This window comes from Pseudomonas sp. LBUM1670 (assembly GCF_059695695.1).
Genome location: NZ_CP166783.1, coordinates 4,145,673 through 4,160,849, shown reverse-complemented (window position 1 = coordinate 4,160,849; position 15,177 = coordinate 4,145,673). Strand labels below are relative to the sequence as shown.

Genomic DNA, 15,177 nt, shown 5'->3' with positions numbered 1-15,177 from the left:
CACTTGTCCGCTCAAGTCATCGCGATTGACGCAATGGGCGGGGACTTCGGTCCCCGCAGCATTGTTCAGGCCAGCCTCGCTTGTCTGAATGCTACGCCCTCGCTGCACCTGACCCTCGTCGGTCAACCCTCCCTTCTTGAAGAAATGATCGCTGGCCAATCGGCTGTGGATCGCTCGCGCCTGTCGATTGCTCCGGCATCCGAAGTGATCACCATGGACGAAAAACCTGCCCAGGCCTTGCGCGGCAAGCCGGATTCGTCGATGCGTGTGGCGCTCGAGTTGTTGCGTGATGGCAAGGTTCAGGCCTGCGTCAGCGCCGGCAACACCGGCGCGCTGATGGCATTGTCGCGGTTCGTGCTGAAAACCTTGCCGGGCATTGATCGGCCGGCCATGGTCGCGGCGATTCCGACGCAGAAGGGTTATTGCCAGTTGCTCGATCTGGGCGCCAACGTCGATTGCAGTGCCGAGCATCTGCTGCAGTTTGCGGTGATGGGTTCGGTCGCGGCGGAAACCCTCGGCATCGTTCGCCCGCGGGTCGCGTTGCTGAACATCGGCACCGAAGACATCAAAGGCAATCAGCAGGTCAAGCTGGCGGCGACTTTGTTGCAGAGTGCTCGCGGCATCAACTACATCGGTTTTGTCGAAGGTGATGGTTTGTACCGGGGCGAGGCAGATGTGGTGGTGTGTGACGGCTTCGTCGGCAATATCCTGCTCAAGTCCAGCGAAGGGTTGGCGACCATGATCTCCGGTCGCATCGAAGCCCTGTTCAAAAAAAACTTTGCATCAAAAATAGTCGGCGCATTGGCGCTGCCTCTGATGAAGCGCCTGCAAGCGGATCTGGCGCCTGCGCGGCATAACGGTGCAAGCTTCCTGGGCTTGCAGGGGATTGTGGTGAAAAGCCACGGTTCGGCAGGGGTTCAGGGCTTGCAGAGTGCGATTCAGCGTGCCTTGATCGAGATTCAGGAAAACCTGCCGGAACGGATTCACGGGCGTCTGGAGGATTTGTTGCTTTAGGCGTTTTCGTCGGACAATGCTTAAATGTGACCGCTCAGTTCAATTTGCCATCCAACTGTCAGTTTCTTGCGTCCCCAAAACGGGACGTCAATTCTCCGACGACAAGATCATTAGGGGCTTGTTACATGTCTGCTTCCCTCGCATTCGTCTTTCCAGGACAGGGTTCGCAGTCCCTCGGCATGCTGGCCGAGTTGGGCGCGCAACATCCGGTGGTTCTCGAAACATTCAAAGAAGCATCCGACGCTCTCGGTTACGACCTGTGGGCACTGACCCAACAAGGGCCGGAAGAGCAACTCAATCAAACCGATAAAACCCAGCCGGCGATTCTGACCGCCTCGATCGCCCTGTGGCGTCTGTGGCTGGCTGAAGGCGGCGCGCGTCCGGCTTATGTTGCCGGGCATAGCCTGGGCGAATACAGCGCACTGGTCGCTGCGGGCAGCCTGAGTCTGGGCGACGCGGTGGAGCTGGTAGAGCGTCGTGGCCAGCTGATGCAGGAAGCCGTTCCGGCCGGGCAGGGCGGCATGGCTGCCATCCTCGGTCTGGACGATGCTGACGTACTGGCAGCCTGTGCCGAAGCGGCACAAGGCGAAGTGGTCAGCGCGGTCAACTTCAACTCCCCGGGTCAAGTCGTCATCGCCGGCGCCAAGGCTGCGGTCGAACGCGCCATCGAAGGCTGCAAGGCCCGTGGTGCCAAGCGCGCCATGCCGTTGCCGGTCAGCGTGCCGTCCCATTGCGGGCTGATGCGTCCAGCGGCAGAACGTTTCGCCGAGTCGATCGCTGCGATCGACTGGCAGGAACCACAGATTCCTGTGGTACAAAACGTCAGCGCGAACGTGCCGGCCGATCTCGAAACCCTCAAGCGCGATTTGCTTGAACAGCTCTACAAGCCTGTGCGCTGGGTCGAATCTGTCCAGGCATTGGCTGCCAAGGGCGCGACCCAACTGGTCGAATGCGGTCCTGGCAAAGTGCTGGCCGGCCTGAACAAACGCTGCGCCGAAGGCGTGTCGACATCCAACCTCAATACCCCAGACGCCTTTGCTGCCGCCCGTGCAGCACTGGCCTGAAATCAGGAGAAGCTTGCATGAGTCTGCAAGGTAAAGTTGCACTGGTCACCGGTGCGAGCCGCGGTATCGGCCAGGCTATCGCCCTGGAACTGGGTCGTCAGGGTGCCATCGTTGTGGGCACCGCGACATCCGCTTCGGGTGCCGAACGCATCGCCGCAACCCTGAAGGAAAACGGTATTCAAGGCACTGGCCTGGAACTCAATGTCACCAGCGACGAATCCGTTGCGGCGGTGCTGGCGAGCATCCAGGAGCAGTTCGGTGCGCCGGCGATCCTGGTCAATAATGCCGGTATCACCCGCGATAACCTGATGATGCGCATGAAAGATGACGAATGGCATGATGTTGTCGATACCAACCTGAACAGTCTGTTCCGCCTGTCCAAGGGCGTTTTGCGCGGCATGACCAAAGCCCGTTGGGGACGAATTATCAGTATTGGCTCGGTTGTGGGTGCCATGGGCAACGCAGGCCAAGTAAACTACGCTGCCGCCAAGGCCGGTCTGGAAGGTTTCAGCCGCGCACTGGCGCGTGAAGTCGGTTCGCGTTCGATTACGGTAAACTCGGTGGCCCCTGGGTTCATCGACACCGATATGACCCGCGAACTGCCCGAGGCACAGCGTGAAGCCTTGCAGACGCAGATTCCGCTGGGGCGTCTGGGGCAAGCACAAGAGATCGCGTCTGTGGTCGCTTTTCTTGCATCCGACGGTGCGGCTTACGTTACTGGGGCTACAATCCCGGTGAACGGCGGGATGTACATGAGTTAAATGTGACGGACTGCTTCAAAAAAATGTCATACGAGCTGTCTAAAATCCGTTATAAAGCTGCAATCTATTTATAGGCAGAGGGCCGCCGGGTTTGAGGAGTGAAGCTTTCAGTTGAAAAACTGAAAAGTCTTTCTATACACTTACCCACTGGCCAGCTGCCTGAATTTGTCCATTAGGAGTGAAAACAAGGTATGAGCACCATCGAAGAGCGCGTCAAGAAAATCGTTGCTGAGCAACTGGGCGTTAAAGAAGAAGAAGTGGTCAACACTGCTTCCTTCGTTGAAGACCTGGGTGCCGACTCCCTTGACACCGTTGAGCTGGTGATGGCTCTGGAAGAGGAATTCGAGACCGAAATCCCTGACGAAGAAGCTGAGAAGATCACTACTGTACAAGCTGCAATCGACTACGTTACTAGCCACCAGGCGTAATAGTTTGTAATCGTTGCTTGCTGTCATGGAAAAACCGCACTGCCATCATGGCGTGCGGTTTTTTCTTTAGGCCTGATGCAAAGTCGTCATTTGAATAAGGAGAGTGCTGTGTCGCGTAGACGCGTCGTAGTCACCGGTATGGGTATGTTGTCGCCACTGGGCACGGATGTGCCGAGCAGTTGGCAGGGCATTCTGGCGGGCCGTAGTGGCATTGGTCTGATCGAACACACCGACCTTTCTGCCTATTCCACCCGTTTTGGCGGCTCGGTAAAGGGCTTCAATGTCGAGGAATACCTGTCGGTCAAGGAAGCTCGCAAGCTCGACCTGTTCATTCAGTACGGTCTGGCAGCCGGTTTCCAGGCTGTGCGTAACGCAGGTCTTGAAGTCACCGACGCCAACCGTGAACGCATCGGCGTGGCCATGGGTTCGGGTATTGGCGGTCTGACCAATATCGAAGAAACCAGCCGCACGCTGCATGATTCCGGCCCACGACGGATCTCTCCGTTTTTCGTGCCTGGCTCGATCATCAATATGATTTCCGGTTTCCTGTCGATCCACCTGGGTGCACAGGGACCCAACTATGCCATCGCCACGGCGTGTACCACGGGTACGCACTGCATCGGCATGGCGGCACGCAACATCATGTACGACGAAGCCGACGTGATGATTGCCGGCGGCGCCGAGATGGCCGCTTGCGGGCTGGGCATGGGCGGCTTCGGTGCCTCCCGCGCGCTGTCGACCCGCAACGACGAGCCGACCCGCGCCAGCCGTCCATGGGACAAGGGCCGTGATGGCTTCGTCCTGTCCGACGGTGCCGGTGCGCTGGTGCTGGAAGAGCTGGAACACGCCAAGGCTCGTGGCGCGACCATCTACGCCGAGCTGATCGGCTTCGGCACCAGTGGCGACGCCTACCACATGACTTCGCCGCCGGCGGACGGTGCAGGCGCTGCACGTTGCATTACCAACGCCCTGCGCGATGCGAAGATCAATAGCGATCAAGTCCAGTACATCAACGCCCACGGCACGTCGACTTCGGCCGGCGACCTCGCGGAAGCCTGCGCGATCAAATCGGTGTTCGGCGATCACGCCTACAAGCTGGCGGTCAGTTCGACCAAGTCCATGACCGGTCACCTGCTGGGTGCGGCGGGCGCGGTCGAAGCGATCTTCAGTGTGCTGGCAATCAACAGCCAGGTAGCGCCGCCGACCATCAACCTCGATGAGCCGGACGAAGGCTGCGACCTCGATTTCGTGCCGCACACCGCGCGCAATATGGATATCGACGTGGTGCTGTCCAACTCCTTCGGTTTTGGTGGTACCAACGGCTCGCTGGTGTTCCGCCGGTTTGCTGGCTGATGGACAGCTGGGTCGACGGTCAGCCGGCTGACGCTCTGTCGCTGAAGGATCGCGGCCTGGCCTACGGCGATGGTCTGTTCGAGACCATCGCCGTGCGCGGCGGGCAGCCGCTGTTGCTGGACCGGCATTTGTCGCGTCTGGCCGATGGCTGTTCGCGCCTGGCGATCACTGCCGATCACGCGCTGATCCGTAGCGAACTGCTGACCTACGCCGCTGGGCTGGGTGAGGGTGTGCTTAAACTCATCCTCACTCGCGGCGACAGCTTGCGCGGTTACGCCCCTGATCCTGCGGCCCAGGCCCGACGCATTCTGCAAGGCGGTCCTCCTGCTGCTTATCCAGCGGTTCATGGAGAGCAGGGCGTTCGCCTCTTTCCCTGTACCACACGACTGTCCAGACAACCCTTGCTCGCCGGACTCAAACATCTGAACCGTCTTGAGCAAGTCATCGCCCGCTCCGAATGGCAAGACACCGAGCATGCCGAAGGCTTGATGCTCGATTACGCCGGGCGCGTGGTCGAAGGCGTGTTCAGTAATCTGTTCCTGGTGCGCGATGGCGTGTTGATCACCGCCGATCTCAAACGCTGCGGTGTCGCTGGCGTGATGCGTGCGGAATTATTGTTTCAAGCCAAGTCGTTGGGAATCCCCACGCAAATCACTGACATCACCCTCGAACAACTGCAATGGGCTGATGAAGTCTTTGTCTGCAACAGCGTGTATGGCGTTTGGCCGGTGCGCGCCTATGCAGCACTGAGCTGGTCGGTTGGGCCGCTCACCCGTAAACTCCAAACCATTGCCCGCGCGCTACTGGATGCTTGATACGTGAGACGTAAATTCTTGCTGCTGCTGGAAACCGGCCTGGTTCTGGCAGGGCTGTGTCTGGGCGCTTCGGCCTGGAAAATCCATTCGGCGCTGGAACAGCCGCTGAACATTACCCAGGAACAACTGCTGGAAGTGCCCAAAGGCACGACACCCACCCGCACTTTCTATCGACTCGAAGCCAATGGCGTCATCAAGGACGCTTTCTGGTTGCGTGTGTACTGGCGCTTCAACCTGGCCGGGCAACCGCTGCACAAAGGTGAGTACCGCATGCAGCCCGGCATGACTGTTGAAAGCCTGATCGACCTGTGGAAGCGCGGAGAAATGGTTCAGTACAGCCTGACGCTGGTCGAAGGCTGGAATTTCCATCAGGTCCGTTTGGCCCTGGCCAAGGATGAAAAGCTCGAGCAGACGTTGAACGGTTTGAGCGATAGCGAAGTGATGGACAAGCTCGGTCACCCCGGGATCTTTCCGGAAGGGCGATTCTTCCCGGACACTTACCGGTTCGTGCGGGGCATGACTGACGTCGAGCTGCTGAAAAAAGCCTACGACCGTCTCGATGAAGTCCTCGCCAAGGAGTGGGGACAGCGCGCGCCGGACGTGCCGTACACTGAGCCCTACCAGGCGCTGATCATGGCTTCGCTGGTGGAAAAGGAAACCGGCGTACCGCAAGAGCGTGGGCAGATCGCCGGCGTGTTCGTGCGGCGCATGGAAATGGGCATGCTGTTGCAGACTGATCCGACCGTGATCTACGGCCTGGGTGATCGTTACAACGGCAAGTTGACCCGCGCGCATCTCAAGGAAGCGACCCCTTACAATACCTACGTGATCTCCGGCCTGCCGCCGACGCCGATTGCGATGGTCGGCCGTGAAGCGATCCACGCAGCGTTGAATCCGGTGGCGGGCAACAGTCTTTATTTTGTCGCGCGCGGCGATGGCAGCCACGTGTTCTCCGATGATCTGGACGCCCATAACAACGCGGTGCGCGAATTCCAGCTCAAGCGCCGCGCCGATTATCGCTCCAGCCCGGCGCCTGTTACCGCGCCAGAGGCGACAGATCAACAAGCGCCGATTCCCGCGGCCTCGCCCGACACGGCTCCTGAGACTTTGCCACCGGTGACGCCGCAGGAGCCGGTTCAGCCACCGGCTCCAGAGGCAACCCAGGAACCGGCTCAAGAACCGACTCAAGAACCGGCTCAAGAACCTGCCCAAGAGCCCGCTGCTGCGCCTGTGCCCGAACCTGATGCAACCGCGCCGCAAAGCCCGCAATGATTCTGACTAAGGACTGCCCGTGACTGGCTTGTTTATTACCCTGGAAGGCCCCGAAGGCGCTGGCAAGAGCACCAACCGTGAATACCTGGCCGAGCGCCTGCGCGCCGCCGGTATCGAAGTGGTGCTGACCCGCGAGCCGGGCGGCACGCCTTTGGCCGAGAAGATCCGCGAGGTGCTGTTGGCGCCGGTCGACGAAGTCATGGACCCGGACACCGAGTTGTTGCTGGTGTTTGCCGCGCGCGCCCAGCATCTGGCCGGCGTGATTCGTCCGGCACTGGCCCGTGGTGCGGTGGTGTTGTGTGATCGCTTCACCGATTCGACCTATGCCTATCAGGGGGGCGGTCGCGGTTTGTCACTGGAGCGCATCGCGACGCTGGAAACGTTCGTCCAGGGCGATCTGCGTCCGGACCTGACACTGATTTTCGATCTGCCGGTAGAAGTGGGTCTGGCCCGCGCCAGTGCTCGCGGTCGCCTGGATCGCTTCGAGCTGGAAGGCCGGACGTTTTTCGACGCCGTGCGCAGTGCGTTCCTCAAGCGCGCTGAAGCCGATCCGGCGCGTTATGTGCTGGTCGATGCCGCTCAACCGCTGGCGCAGGTTCAACAGTCGCTGGATGCGTTCCTGCCGCGTTTGCTGGAGTTGACCCGTGGCTGAAGCCTATCCGTGGCAGGACGGTCTCTGGCAGCAATTGGCCGGTCGCAAGCAACATGCTCATGCCTATCTGCTGCACGGCCCGGCCGGGATCGGCAAGCGTGCGCTGGCCGAGCGTTTGATGGCCAGCCTGCTGTGCCAGCGCCCGACGGCGCAGGATGCTTGCGGCGAATGCAAATCCTGCCTGTTGCTGAAGGCGGGCAGTCACCCCGACAACTACATCCTGGAGCCGGAAGAAGCTGACAAGGCGATCAAGGTCGATCAGGTACGTGATCTGGTCAGCTTCGTGGTGCAAACCTCGCAGATGGGCGGCCGCAAAGTGGTGTTGATCGAGCCGGTCGAGTCGATGAACATCAACGCTGCCAACGCCTTGCTCAAAAGCCTTGAAGAGCCGTCCGGCGATACGGTGCTGCTGCTGGTTAGCCATCAGACCAGTCGTCTGTTGCCGACCATCAAGAGCCGTTGCGTGCAGCAGGCCTGCCCGCTGCCGAGCGAGGCCATGAGTCTGGCGTGGCTGGCCAAGGCGCTGCCGGACTGTTCCGAAGAAGAACGCATCGAACTGCTGACCCTTGCCGCCGGTTCGCCGCTGGCGGCCGTCAACTTGCAGGCCCAGGGTGTGCGCGAGCAGCGAGCGCTGGTGGTCGATGGCGTCAAGAAGTTGCTCAAGCAGCAACAGTCGCCGACGCAACTGGCCGAAGGCTGGAACGCGATTCCGCTGTTGTTGCTGTTCGACTGGTTCTGCGATTGGTCGAGCCTGATCCTGCGTTATCAGCTGACGCAGGACGAAGCAGGGCTGGGACTGGCCGATATGCGTAAGGTTATTCAGTACCTGGCACAGAAAAGCGCACAGGACAAAGTCCTGAACATTCAGGACTGGATTCTGGCCCAACGCCAGAAGGTCATGAGCAAAGCCAACCTCAATCGGGTGCTGTTGCTTGAAGCGTTGCTGGTGCAATGGGCGTCTTTGCCTGGCCAAAAATGACTAGACTCTGAACATCAGCAGTGGAGGTCAGCATGAATGAAGCCGTCAATCCGGGGCCACGCAATGGCATTTTGTCCCTGACCATCAAGGACAAGTCCGTGCTTTTCGCGGCCTACATGCCGTTCATCAAGAACGGCGGCCTGTTTATTCCGACCAACAAAAGCTACAAGTTGGGCGATGAGGTATTCATGCTGCTGAACCTGATGGACGAGCCGGAAAAAATCCCGGTAGCCGGCAAGGTCACCTGGATCACGCCCAAAGGCGCTCAAGGCAACCGCGCCGCAGGCGTCGGCGTGCAGTTCAACGACGGCGACGACACCGCACGCAGTCGAATCGAAACCCATCTGGCCGGAGCCATGAAGTCCGACCGTCCCACCCATACGATGTAAGTTGCAGTCCTTTTTATGCTCGTAGATTCCCATTGCCACCTTGATCGCCTCGACCTCACCGCCCACGACGGTTCCCTGGATGCCGCACTCGATGCGGCCCGACAGCGCGGGGTAGGGCATTTTCTGTGCATCGGCGTCAGCGTCGACAACGCGGCTGACGTCAAAGCCCTGGCCGACCGTTACGACGATGTCGATTGTTCGGTCGGCGTGCATCCGCTGGACGTACAACCGGGTGCTGCACCGGCGCTGGATTGGCTGTTGCAGGAGCTCAACCACCCGCGTGTGGTTGCGATCGGTGAAACCGGCCTGGATTATCACTACGAGCCCGAAGCAGCGGAGTTGCAGCAGGAATCGTTTCGCCTGCACCTGCAAGCCGCGCAGCAGACCGGTAAGCCAGTGATCATTCACACCCGTGGCGCCCGGGCCGACACCTTAAGCCTGTTGCGTGAGGCCGCGCTGCCTCAGGCCGGCGTCCTGCACTGCTTCACCGAAGACTGGGACATGGCCAAAGCGGCACTGGACATGGGTTATTACATCTCCTTGTCTGGCATTGTCACCTTTCGCAATGCCGATGCGCTGCGTGACGTGGCCAGCAAGGTGCCCGCTGACCGCTTGCTGGTGGAAACCGACTCGCCGTACCTGGCGCCGATCCCCTATCGCGGCAAGCCGAACCTGCCACAGTATGTGCGGGAAGTGGCAGAGTTTCTGGCGATGTTGCGCGGTGAGTCCTATGAGCGGTTTGCCGAGCAGACCACTGAGAATTTCAAGCGGCTATTTCCGTTGGCGCACGTCAGGAAGTCGGCGTAACGTTGGGACAAAAGATCGCAGCCTTCGGCAGCTCCTACGGGGCTTTGGCCGCTGAATCGCAGGCAAAAAAAACCCGGGTTCTGGGGGGTGAATCCGGGTTAAGACCATTAGGAGTAAAACAATGGTACGCGGTCCGTTGGTACCAATATCGGCGCGGCACTTGGGGGAGATGTCCCGCCGACAGTTGAAGTATTGATCAGTATTGCGCCGAGTCCAGTTTACCGGCCGAGGTTTTTAAACAATTTTGGAATACGTGCGCTTCGGAAGCGTTCTCATTAAATGGCGGTCCAGCCAGAATTCATCAAGAAACACAGATATGGTCGGATGATCCGTGCAATTTGGCGCAAGTTAGGCATAATACGCGGCTTCGAATTTTGACCCCAACAGACCTTTTCTTATGCATAAAGAACCTCGTAAGGTCCGTGAATTTCGTCGCCGCGAGCAAGAAATTCTCGATACCGCGCTCAAGCTGTTCCTCGACCAAGGTGAAGACAGTGTCACCGTCGAGATGATTGCTGATGCCGTCGGTATCGGCAAAGGCACGATTTACAAGCACTTCAAATCCAAGGCGGAAATCTATCTGCGCCTGATGCTCGATTACGAGCGCGATTTGAACGAGCTGTTGCATTCGGCAGACGTCGACAAGGACAAGGAAGCCCTGTCCCGGGCCTACTTCGAATTCCGCATGCGCGATCCGCAACGCTACCGCTTGTTCGATCGCCTTGAAGAAAAGGTGGTCAAGGGCAACCAGGTGCCGGAGTTGGTCGAGGAGTTGCACAAGATCCGCGCCTCGAACTTCGAACGCCTGACCCTGCTGATCAAGGGCCGGATCAGCGAAGGAAAACTCGAAGACGTGCCGCCTTACTACCATTACTGTGCGTCCTGGGCGCTGGTGCATGGCGCCGTGGCGCTGTATCACTCGCCGTTCTGGAGCAATGTGCTGGAAGATCAGGAAGGTTTCTTCCAGTTCCTGATGGACATCGGCGTGCGGATGGGCAACAAGCGCAAGCGCGACAGCGACACCCCGAGCAGCTAAGTCATTCAGCTGCCTTATTGCGCCATGATATTCACACCATGGCGCAATGCGTCAGGAATATACTCAGGCATGGGACTTGCTAAAACTTGATTTGTAAGTCAAGTTTTACGCCGTCCGAATTCCTTGTGCCGGAGTGACCATGATCGTTGACCGTCAAGGCAGGCGTTTCCGCAATCTGCGCATCAGCCTGACCTCCGCCTGCAACTACGCGTGTACCTATTGCGTGCCCAACGGCAAACGGCTGGTCGCTGCGCAGGATGAACTGTCGGCAGAAGCCATGGCACGCGGTGTGGCGTATCTGATCGAAGCCGCCGGCATCGAGCGACTGCGCATTACCGGCGGTGAGCCGCTGGTCAGCCCCAAACTCGAAGCCTTCATGACCGCCGTCGGGCAGATGGGCCTGCAAGACATCAGCCTGACCACCAATGGTCAACTGCTGGCGAAAAAACTCCCCATTCTGGTCGACGCCGGCATCCGCCGCATCAACGTTTCCCTCGATACCCTGGATGCCGGTGCATTCCGCAGCATTGCCCGTGGCGGTGATCTGGCGACGGTGCTCGACGGCATGGACCAGGCCAGCGCCGCCGGTATAAAGATCAAGGTCAACATGGTGCCGTTGCGCGGGCAGAACCTCGATCAGGTGATGCCGCTGCTCGATTACTGCCTGGAGCGTGGCTATGAGCTGCGCTTCATCGAGCTGATGCGCATGGGTCACCTGGCCAGCGACTCCAACGCTTTCCTGCAGCAGTTTGTCAGTCTGCAACAACTGTTGAGCCTGATCGGTGATCGCTATGAATACCTTCAGGCCGATGCGCCCGTCGATGCCACCGCGGTGCGCTATGAAATTCCGGGGCAGGGCTACTTCGGTGTGATCGCCAACGAAAGCGTTCCGTTCTGCCGCACCTGCTCGCGACTGCGCTTGTCGTCGACTGGCTGGCTGCATGGCTGCCTGTCGTCGAGCAACCGTCACTATGTCGGTGATCTGTTGGATAAACCTCGCCATCAGGCGTTGCCGGCCTTGCAGAGACTTTTGGTGAAGGCGTTGGGTGACAAGCAGGAAGTGGCGTTTTCTGGTGGTGCGACAGTCATGAAGATTATTGGTGGCTGATCGGACTGTGGCGAGGGGATTTATCCCCGTTGGACTGCGCAGCAGTCCCATGTTTGGGGCCGCTGCGCAGCCCAACGGGGATAAATCCCCTCGCCACAAATGTTCGCACTCCTGAAGACTGGCGCGGAAGCTGCATCCCATGGCCATTCGCCGGTTTTCCGTCACCGGCCTCTGGAGGGTAGGATGCGTAGCCTGGTTTTGCTGCTGGCCGTTTTGGTGCTTGGCGGCTGCATGAATGTCAGCGATCTGGCTGAAGGGACTCGCTACCACATGAGCGACGCGGGCCTGCTCGACCACAGCGATAGTCGCCGGGTAAACAACCTGCGCATTCAGCCGGACTCGTTCGTCTATATCGCCCAGGGCGCCTTTGCGCCGCCGGGCAGCGCGGTTTACCCGCGGCCTAACGTGATTGCCGAAGTCGCCTTCGACGGCTTTATCGAATACTTTCCGATGGTCCGCCGCGCACGTGCGCCAGAAGGTCTCGACCAGGCCATGGGCGAAGCCCGTGCGGCCGGTGCGCATTACCTGCTCTATACCCGTTTCGCCAAGTCGGATGACCGCATCGGCAACTCCGACGAATGGCTCGATCAGGAAGCCGTGGATCGCCTCGGTATCGACACCGGCGTGATTCAGATCATGTTGATCGAGACCAGCACCCAGTATTTGATTGATACTGCGCGAATCAAGAGTCGTGGCGGTTTACTGACGTTCCACGACAAAAAGCCAGAAGACCTGATGGGCCCGCCGCTGGAGCAATACGCGCGTAGCCTGTTGGGGCTCAGCGACCAGTAATCCCAAGGAGAACGCCATGAGTGGCCCGCAAAAAGCCAACGACCTGTTGGGGCAAATCCCCAAGACCAAAGGCTTGCCACCGGTCCACTTGTGGAACCCCGACTTCTGCGGCGACATCGACATGCGCATCGCCCGCGACGGCACCTGGTATTACCTGGGCACGCCGATCGGGCGCAAGCCGATGGTCAAACTGTTCTCCACCATCATTCGCCGCGACGGCGATGACTATTTCCTGATTACCCCGGTCGAGAAAGTCGGCATCAAAGTCGACGATGCACCGTTTGTGGCAATTGCTGTGGATGTCGAAGGCGAGGGCGAAGCACAGATCTTGCGCTTCACCACCAACGTTGATGAAACCGCCGAAGCCGGTACCGAACATGCGATCCGCGTGGTGATCGATCCGGTGACACAAGAGCCTGCGCCTTACGTGCATGTGCGCACCAACCTTGAAGCGCTGATTCACCGCAATGTGTTCTACCAATTGGTAGAGCTGGCGGTGACCCGCGAGATCGACGGGCAGCGTTGGCTCGGCGTGTGGAGTGGTGGCCTATTCTTCCCCATCGGACTCGAGCCGTAACACAAACCATGTGGGAGCGGGCTTGCTCGCGAAGGCGGCAGAACAGTCAGCATTGATGTTGAATGTTATGGCCCCTTCGCGAGCAAGCCCGCTCCCACATGGTCTGTGTCGTGAACGGATCACGCGACTGACATGTAACCTGTGGGAGCGGGGCTTGCCCGCGAAGGCGGTGTATCTGATCACCCCGCTATCGCGAACAACCGCATCCTCCCGTCACCTCCCAGAAATATTCCTTGCCCGCTCCGTCCTGTTTCGGCTATCACGTTGTACATGATTAGACAGGTACGATTTGATAAGAAACAACGGGTGGTCGACGAACTCATCCGGCGCATCGAAAGCGGCCTCATGGAGGACGGCTTACTGTTGCCAGGCGAGCATCAGTTGGCTCAAGAATTCAAAGTCAGCCGCGGCACGCTGCGTGAAGCCCTGGCAGAATTGAAACGGCGCAACTACATCGCGACGCAAAGCGGTGTCGGTTCCATCGTCACCTTCGACGGTGTGGTGCTCGATCAACGTAGCGGCTGGGCCCAGGCCCTGGCCGACAGCGGGGCGCTGATCAACACCGAAGTGCTGCGGCTGGAGGCGGTGACCCGTCCCGACCTGCTGCCGCGTTTCGGCACCGACCAGTTCATCACCCTCGACCGCCGCCGTCGTTCCACCGACGGCAAGCTGGTTTCCCTCGAACGCTCATTGATGCCCGCCACCGGAGGCCTGGAAAGCCTGCCGCGTGTCGGGCTGATCGACCATTCCCTCACGATCACCCTGGCCGCCTACGGCTACATCGGCGAGCGCGGCGATCAATGGATCGGCGCGGAACCCTTGAACGCCGAAGACGCCGAGCTGCTCGGTCGCCCGGTCGGCACGGTGTTCCTCAAAGCCTTGCGCACCACGTATGACCGGAAAAACCGTTTCATGGAGCAAGTCGAAAGCCTGCTCGATCCCGTGCACTTTCGCCTGCACCTGCAATTTGGAAACCCGCAATGACCGCGCTCAATCGTGCCTTGGGCGCGTTCTACGGACTGGCCTTGGGCGATGCGCTGGGCATGCCGACCCAATCCCTGAGCCGCGCTGAAATCAAGGCGCGCTTCGGCGAGATCACCGATCTGCAAGACGCCGGCCCCGATCAGCCCATCGCTGCCAACATGCCCAAAGGTTCGATCACCGACGACACCGAACAGGCGATTCTGGTCGGTCAGTTATTGATCGACGGCGAAGGCAAGATCGAACCTTCGGTGCTGGCCCAGCGCCTGATCGAATGGGAAGCCGCGATGCAGGCCAAGGACTCGCAGGATTTGCTCGGTCCGTCGACCAAACGTGCGATCGAGATGATTCTCGCCGGCCATTCGCCGGAAGAATCAGGGCGCTACGGCACCACCAACGGCGCGGCGATGCGCATCACCCCGGTGGGTATTTCGGCGGATGTCAGCGATCCCGAGCGTTTCATCAACGCCGTGGTGCAGGCCTGCCAGGTCACTCACAACACCACGTTGGGTATCTCCAGCGCAGCGGCGGTGGCGGCGGTGATTTCGGCCGGGATCAACGGCATGGACCTGGGCGAGGCGTTGAACCTCGGTCAGCAAATCGCTAAGGAGGCTGAAAGCCATGGCCATTGGGTCGCGGGCGGACGCATCGCTTCGCGCATCAGTTGGGCGCGGACGATCAGCGTGGACAGTGACAAGGCGTTGCTGGCGGACTTGATGTACGACGTGATCGGCACTTCGGTAGCTTCGCAAGAGTCGGTGGTGGTCGCGTTTGCGTTGGCGCAACAAGTGGCCATTGGCGAGATGGATGCGTTCGAAGCGGTGTGCATGGCCGCCAGTCTGGGCGGTGACACTGACACCATCGCGGCGATTCTGGGGGCCATGCTTGGGGCCTGTCTGGGGCTTGAGAGTTGGCCGGTGGCGATGATCGACAAGGTCAAAGCCGTTAACTCGTTGGAGCTGGAACCGTTGGTGCAGGGGCTTTTAGCTTTGCGTTGACTGGACTGGCCTCTTCGCGAGCAAGCCCGCTCCCACAGTTACTGTGTGCACGAACCCTGTGGGAGCGGGCTTGCTCGCGAAGGGCGCGCCGCCAATTTGAATTTTTCACCCGCAATGGATCGCACTGACTTGGCCAGGACAGCCGGGATGT

At 59.7% G+C, this 15,177-nt stretch carries 17 protein-coding genes; all 17 read left to right on the top strand.

What is annotated here, in order from left to right:
- The first annotated feature begins 3 nt into the window (after positions 1 to 3).
- Complete coding sequence (gene plsX, locus ACA073_RS18865; RefSeq protein ID WP_497398559.1) at positions 4 to 1,014, top strand: phosphate acyltransferase PlsX; 1,011 nt, start codon at positions 4 to 6, stop codon at positions 1,012 to 1,014.
- Between the two features lie 125 nt (positions 1,015 to 1,139).
- A complete protein-coding gene (gene fabD, locus ACA073_RS18860; RefSeq protein ID WP_497398557.1) occupies positions 1,140 to 2,078 on the top strand; it encodes an ACP S-malonyltransferase in 939 nt (312 codons plus the stop codon).
- Positions 2,079 to 2,095: 17 nt separating this feature from the next.
- Positions 2,096 to 2,839 (top strand): 3-oxoacyl-ACP reductase FabG, encoded by a 744-nt coding sequence (gene fabG / locus ACA073_RS18855; RefSeq protein ID WP_007942004.1) that lies wholly within the window; start codon positions 2,096 to 2,098, stop codon positions 2,837 to 2,839.
- Between the two features lie 191 nt (positions 2,840 to 3,030).
- On the top strand, positions 3,031 to 3,267 hold the full coding sequence (gene acpP / locus ACA073_RS18850; protein ID WP_003175607.1) for an acyl carrier protein: 237 nt from the start codon (positions 3,031 to 3,033) through the stop codon (positions 3,265 to 3,267).
- A 108-nt stretch (positions 3,268 to 3,375) separates the two neighbouring features.
- Positions 3,376 to 4,620: a beta-ketoacyl-ACP synthase II gene (gene fabF, locus ACA073_RS18845; RefSeq protein WP_461953756.1), complete on the top strand. Its 1,245-nt coding sequence runs from the start codon at positions 3,376 to 3,378 to the stop codon at positions 4,618 to 4,620.
- A complete protein-coding gene (pabC, locus tag ACA073_RS18840) occupies positions 4,620 to 5,435 on the top strand; it encodes an aminodeoxychorismate lyase (protein ID WP_497398555.1) in 816 nt (271 codons plus the stop codon). Before fabF ends, pabC begins: the two co-directional genes overlap by 1 nt.
- A 3-nt stretch (positions 5,436 to 5,438) precedes the next feature.
- Complete coding sequence (gene mltG / locus ACA073_RS18835) at positions 5,439 to 6,707, top strand: endolytic transglycosylase MltG (RefSeq protein ID WP_497398553.1); 1,269 nt, start codon at positions 5,439 to 5,441, stop codon at positions 6,705 to 6,707.
- A gap of 19 nt (positions 6,708 to 6,726) precedes the next feature.
- Complete coding sequence (tmk, locus tag ACA073_RS18830) at positions 6,727 to 7,359, top strand: dTMP kinase (protein WP_497398551.1); 633 nt, start codon at positions 6,727 to 6,729, stop codon at positions 7,357 to 7,359.
- Positions 7,352 to 8,338, top strand: coding sequence for a DNA polymerase III subunit delta' (locus ACA073_RS18825; protein ID WP_497398549.1), 987 nt, complete (start codon positions 7,352 to 7,354; stop codon positions 8,336 to 8,338). The genes tmk and ACA073_RS18825 overlap by 8 nt, the downstream gene beginning before the upstream one ends.
- Positions 8,339 to 8,370: 32 nt before the next feature.
- Entirely contained in the window at positions 8,371 to 8,727 is a 357-nt protein-coding gene (locus tag ACA073_RS18820; RefSeq protein ID WP_497398547.1) for a PilZ domain-containing protein, read from the top strand.
- Positions 8,728 to 8,742: 15 nt separating this feature from the next.
- A complete protein-coding gene (locus ACA073_RS18815) occupies positions 8,743 to 9,534 on the top strand; it encodes a TatD family hydrolase (protein WP_497398545.1) in 792 nt (263 codons plus the stop codon).
- 397 nt (positions 9,535 to 9,931) lie between these two features.
- Entirely contained in the window at positions 9,932 to 10,570 is a 639-nt protein-coding gene (locus tag ACA073_RS18810; protein WP_461953762.1) for a TetR/AcrR family transcriptional regulator, read from the top strand.
- Positions 10,571 to 10,709: 139 nt separating this feature from the next.
- Positions 10,710 to 11,678 carry a GTP 3',8-cyclase MoaA gene (locus tag ACA073_RS18805; RefSeq protein WP_497398543.1) on the top strand — a complete coding sequence of 323 codons (969 nt, stop codon included), beginning with the start codon at positions 10,710 to 10,712 and terminating at the stop codon, positions 11,676 to 11,678.
- Positions 11,679 to 11,861: 183 nt separating this feature from the next.
- A complete protein-coding gene (locus ACA073_RS18800; protein ID WP_497398541.1) occupies positions 11,862 to 12,470 on the top strand; it encodes a DUF4823 domain-containing protein in 609 nt (202 codons plus the stop codon).
- Between the two features lie 16 nt (positions 12,471 to 12,486).
- Positions 12,487 to 13,047, top strand: a complete 561-nt coding sequence (locus ACA073_RS18795) for a DUF1285 domain-containing protein (protein ID WP_497398539.1) — start codon at positions 12,487 to 12,489, stop codon at positions 13,045 to 13,047.
- 270 nt (positions 13,048 to 13,317) lie between these two features.
- Positions 13,318 to 14,031 carry a GntR family transcriptional regulator gene (locus tag ACA073_RS18790; protein ID WP_497398537.1) on the top strand — a complete coding sequence of 238 codons (714 nt, stop codon included), beginning with the start codon at positions 13,318 to 13,320 and terminating at the stop codon, positions 14,029 to 14,031.
- The gene (locus ACA073_RS18785; protein WP_497398535.1) at positions 14,028 to 15,026 is read left to right on the top strand and encodes an ADP-ribosylglycohydrolase family protein; all 999 of its coding nucleotides are present in this window, start codon (positions 14,028 to 14,030) and stop codon (positions 15,024 to 15,026) included. Before ACA073_RS18790 ends, ACA073_RS18785 begins: the two co-directional genes overlap by 4 nt.
- The last annotated feature ends 151 nt before the right edge of the window (positions 15,027 to 15,177 follow it).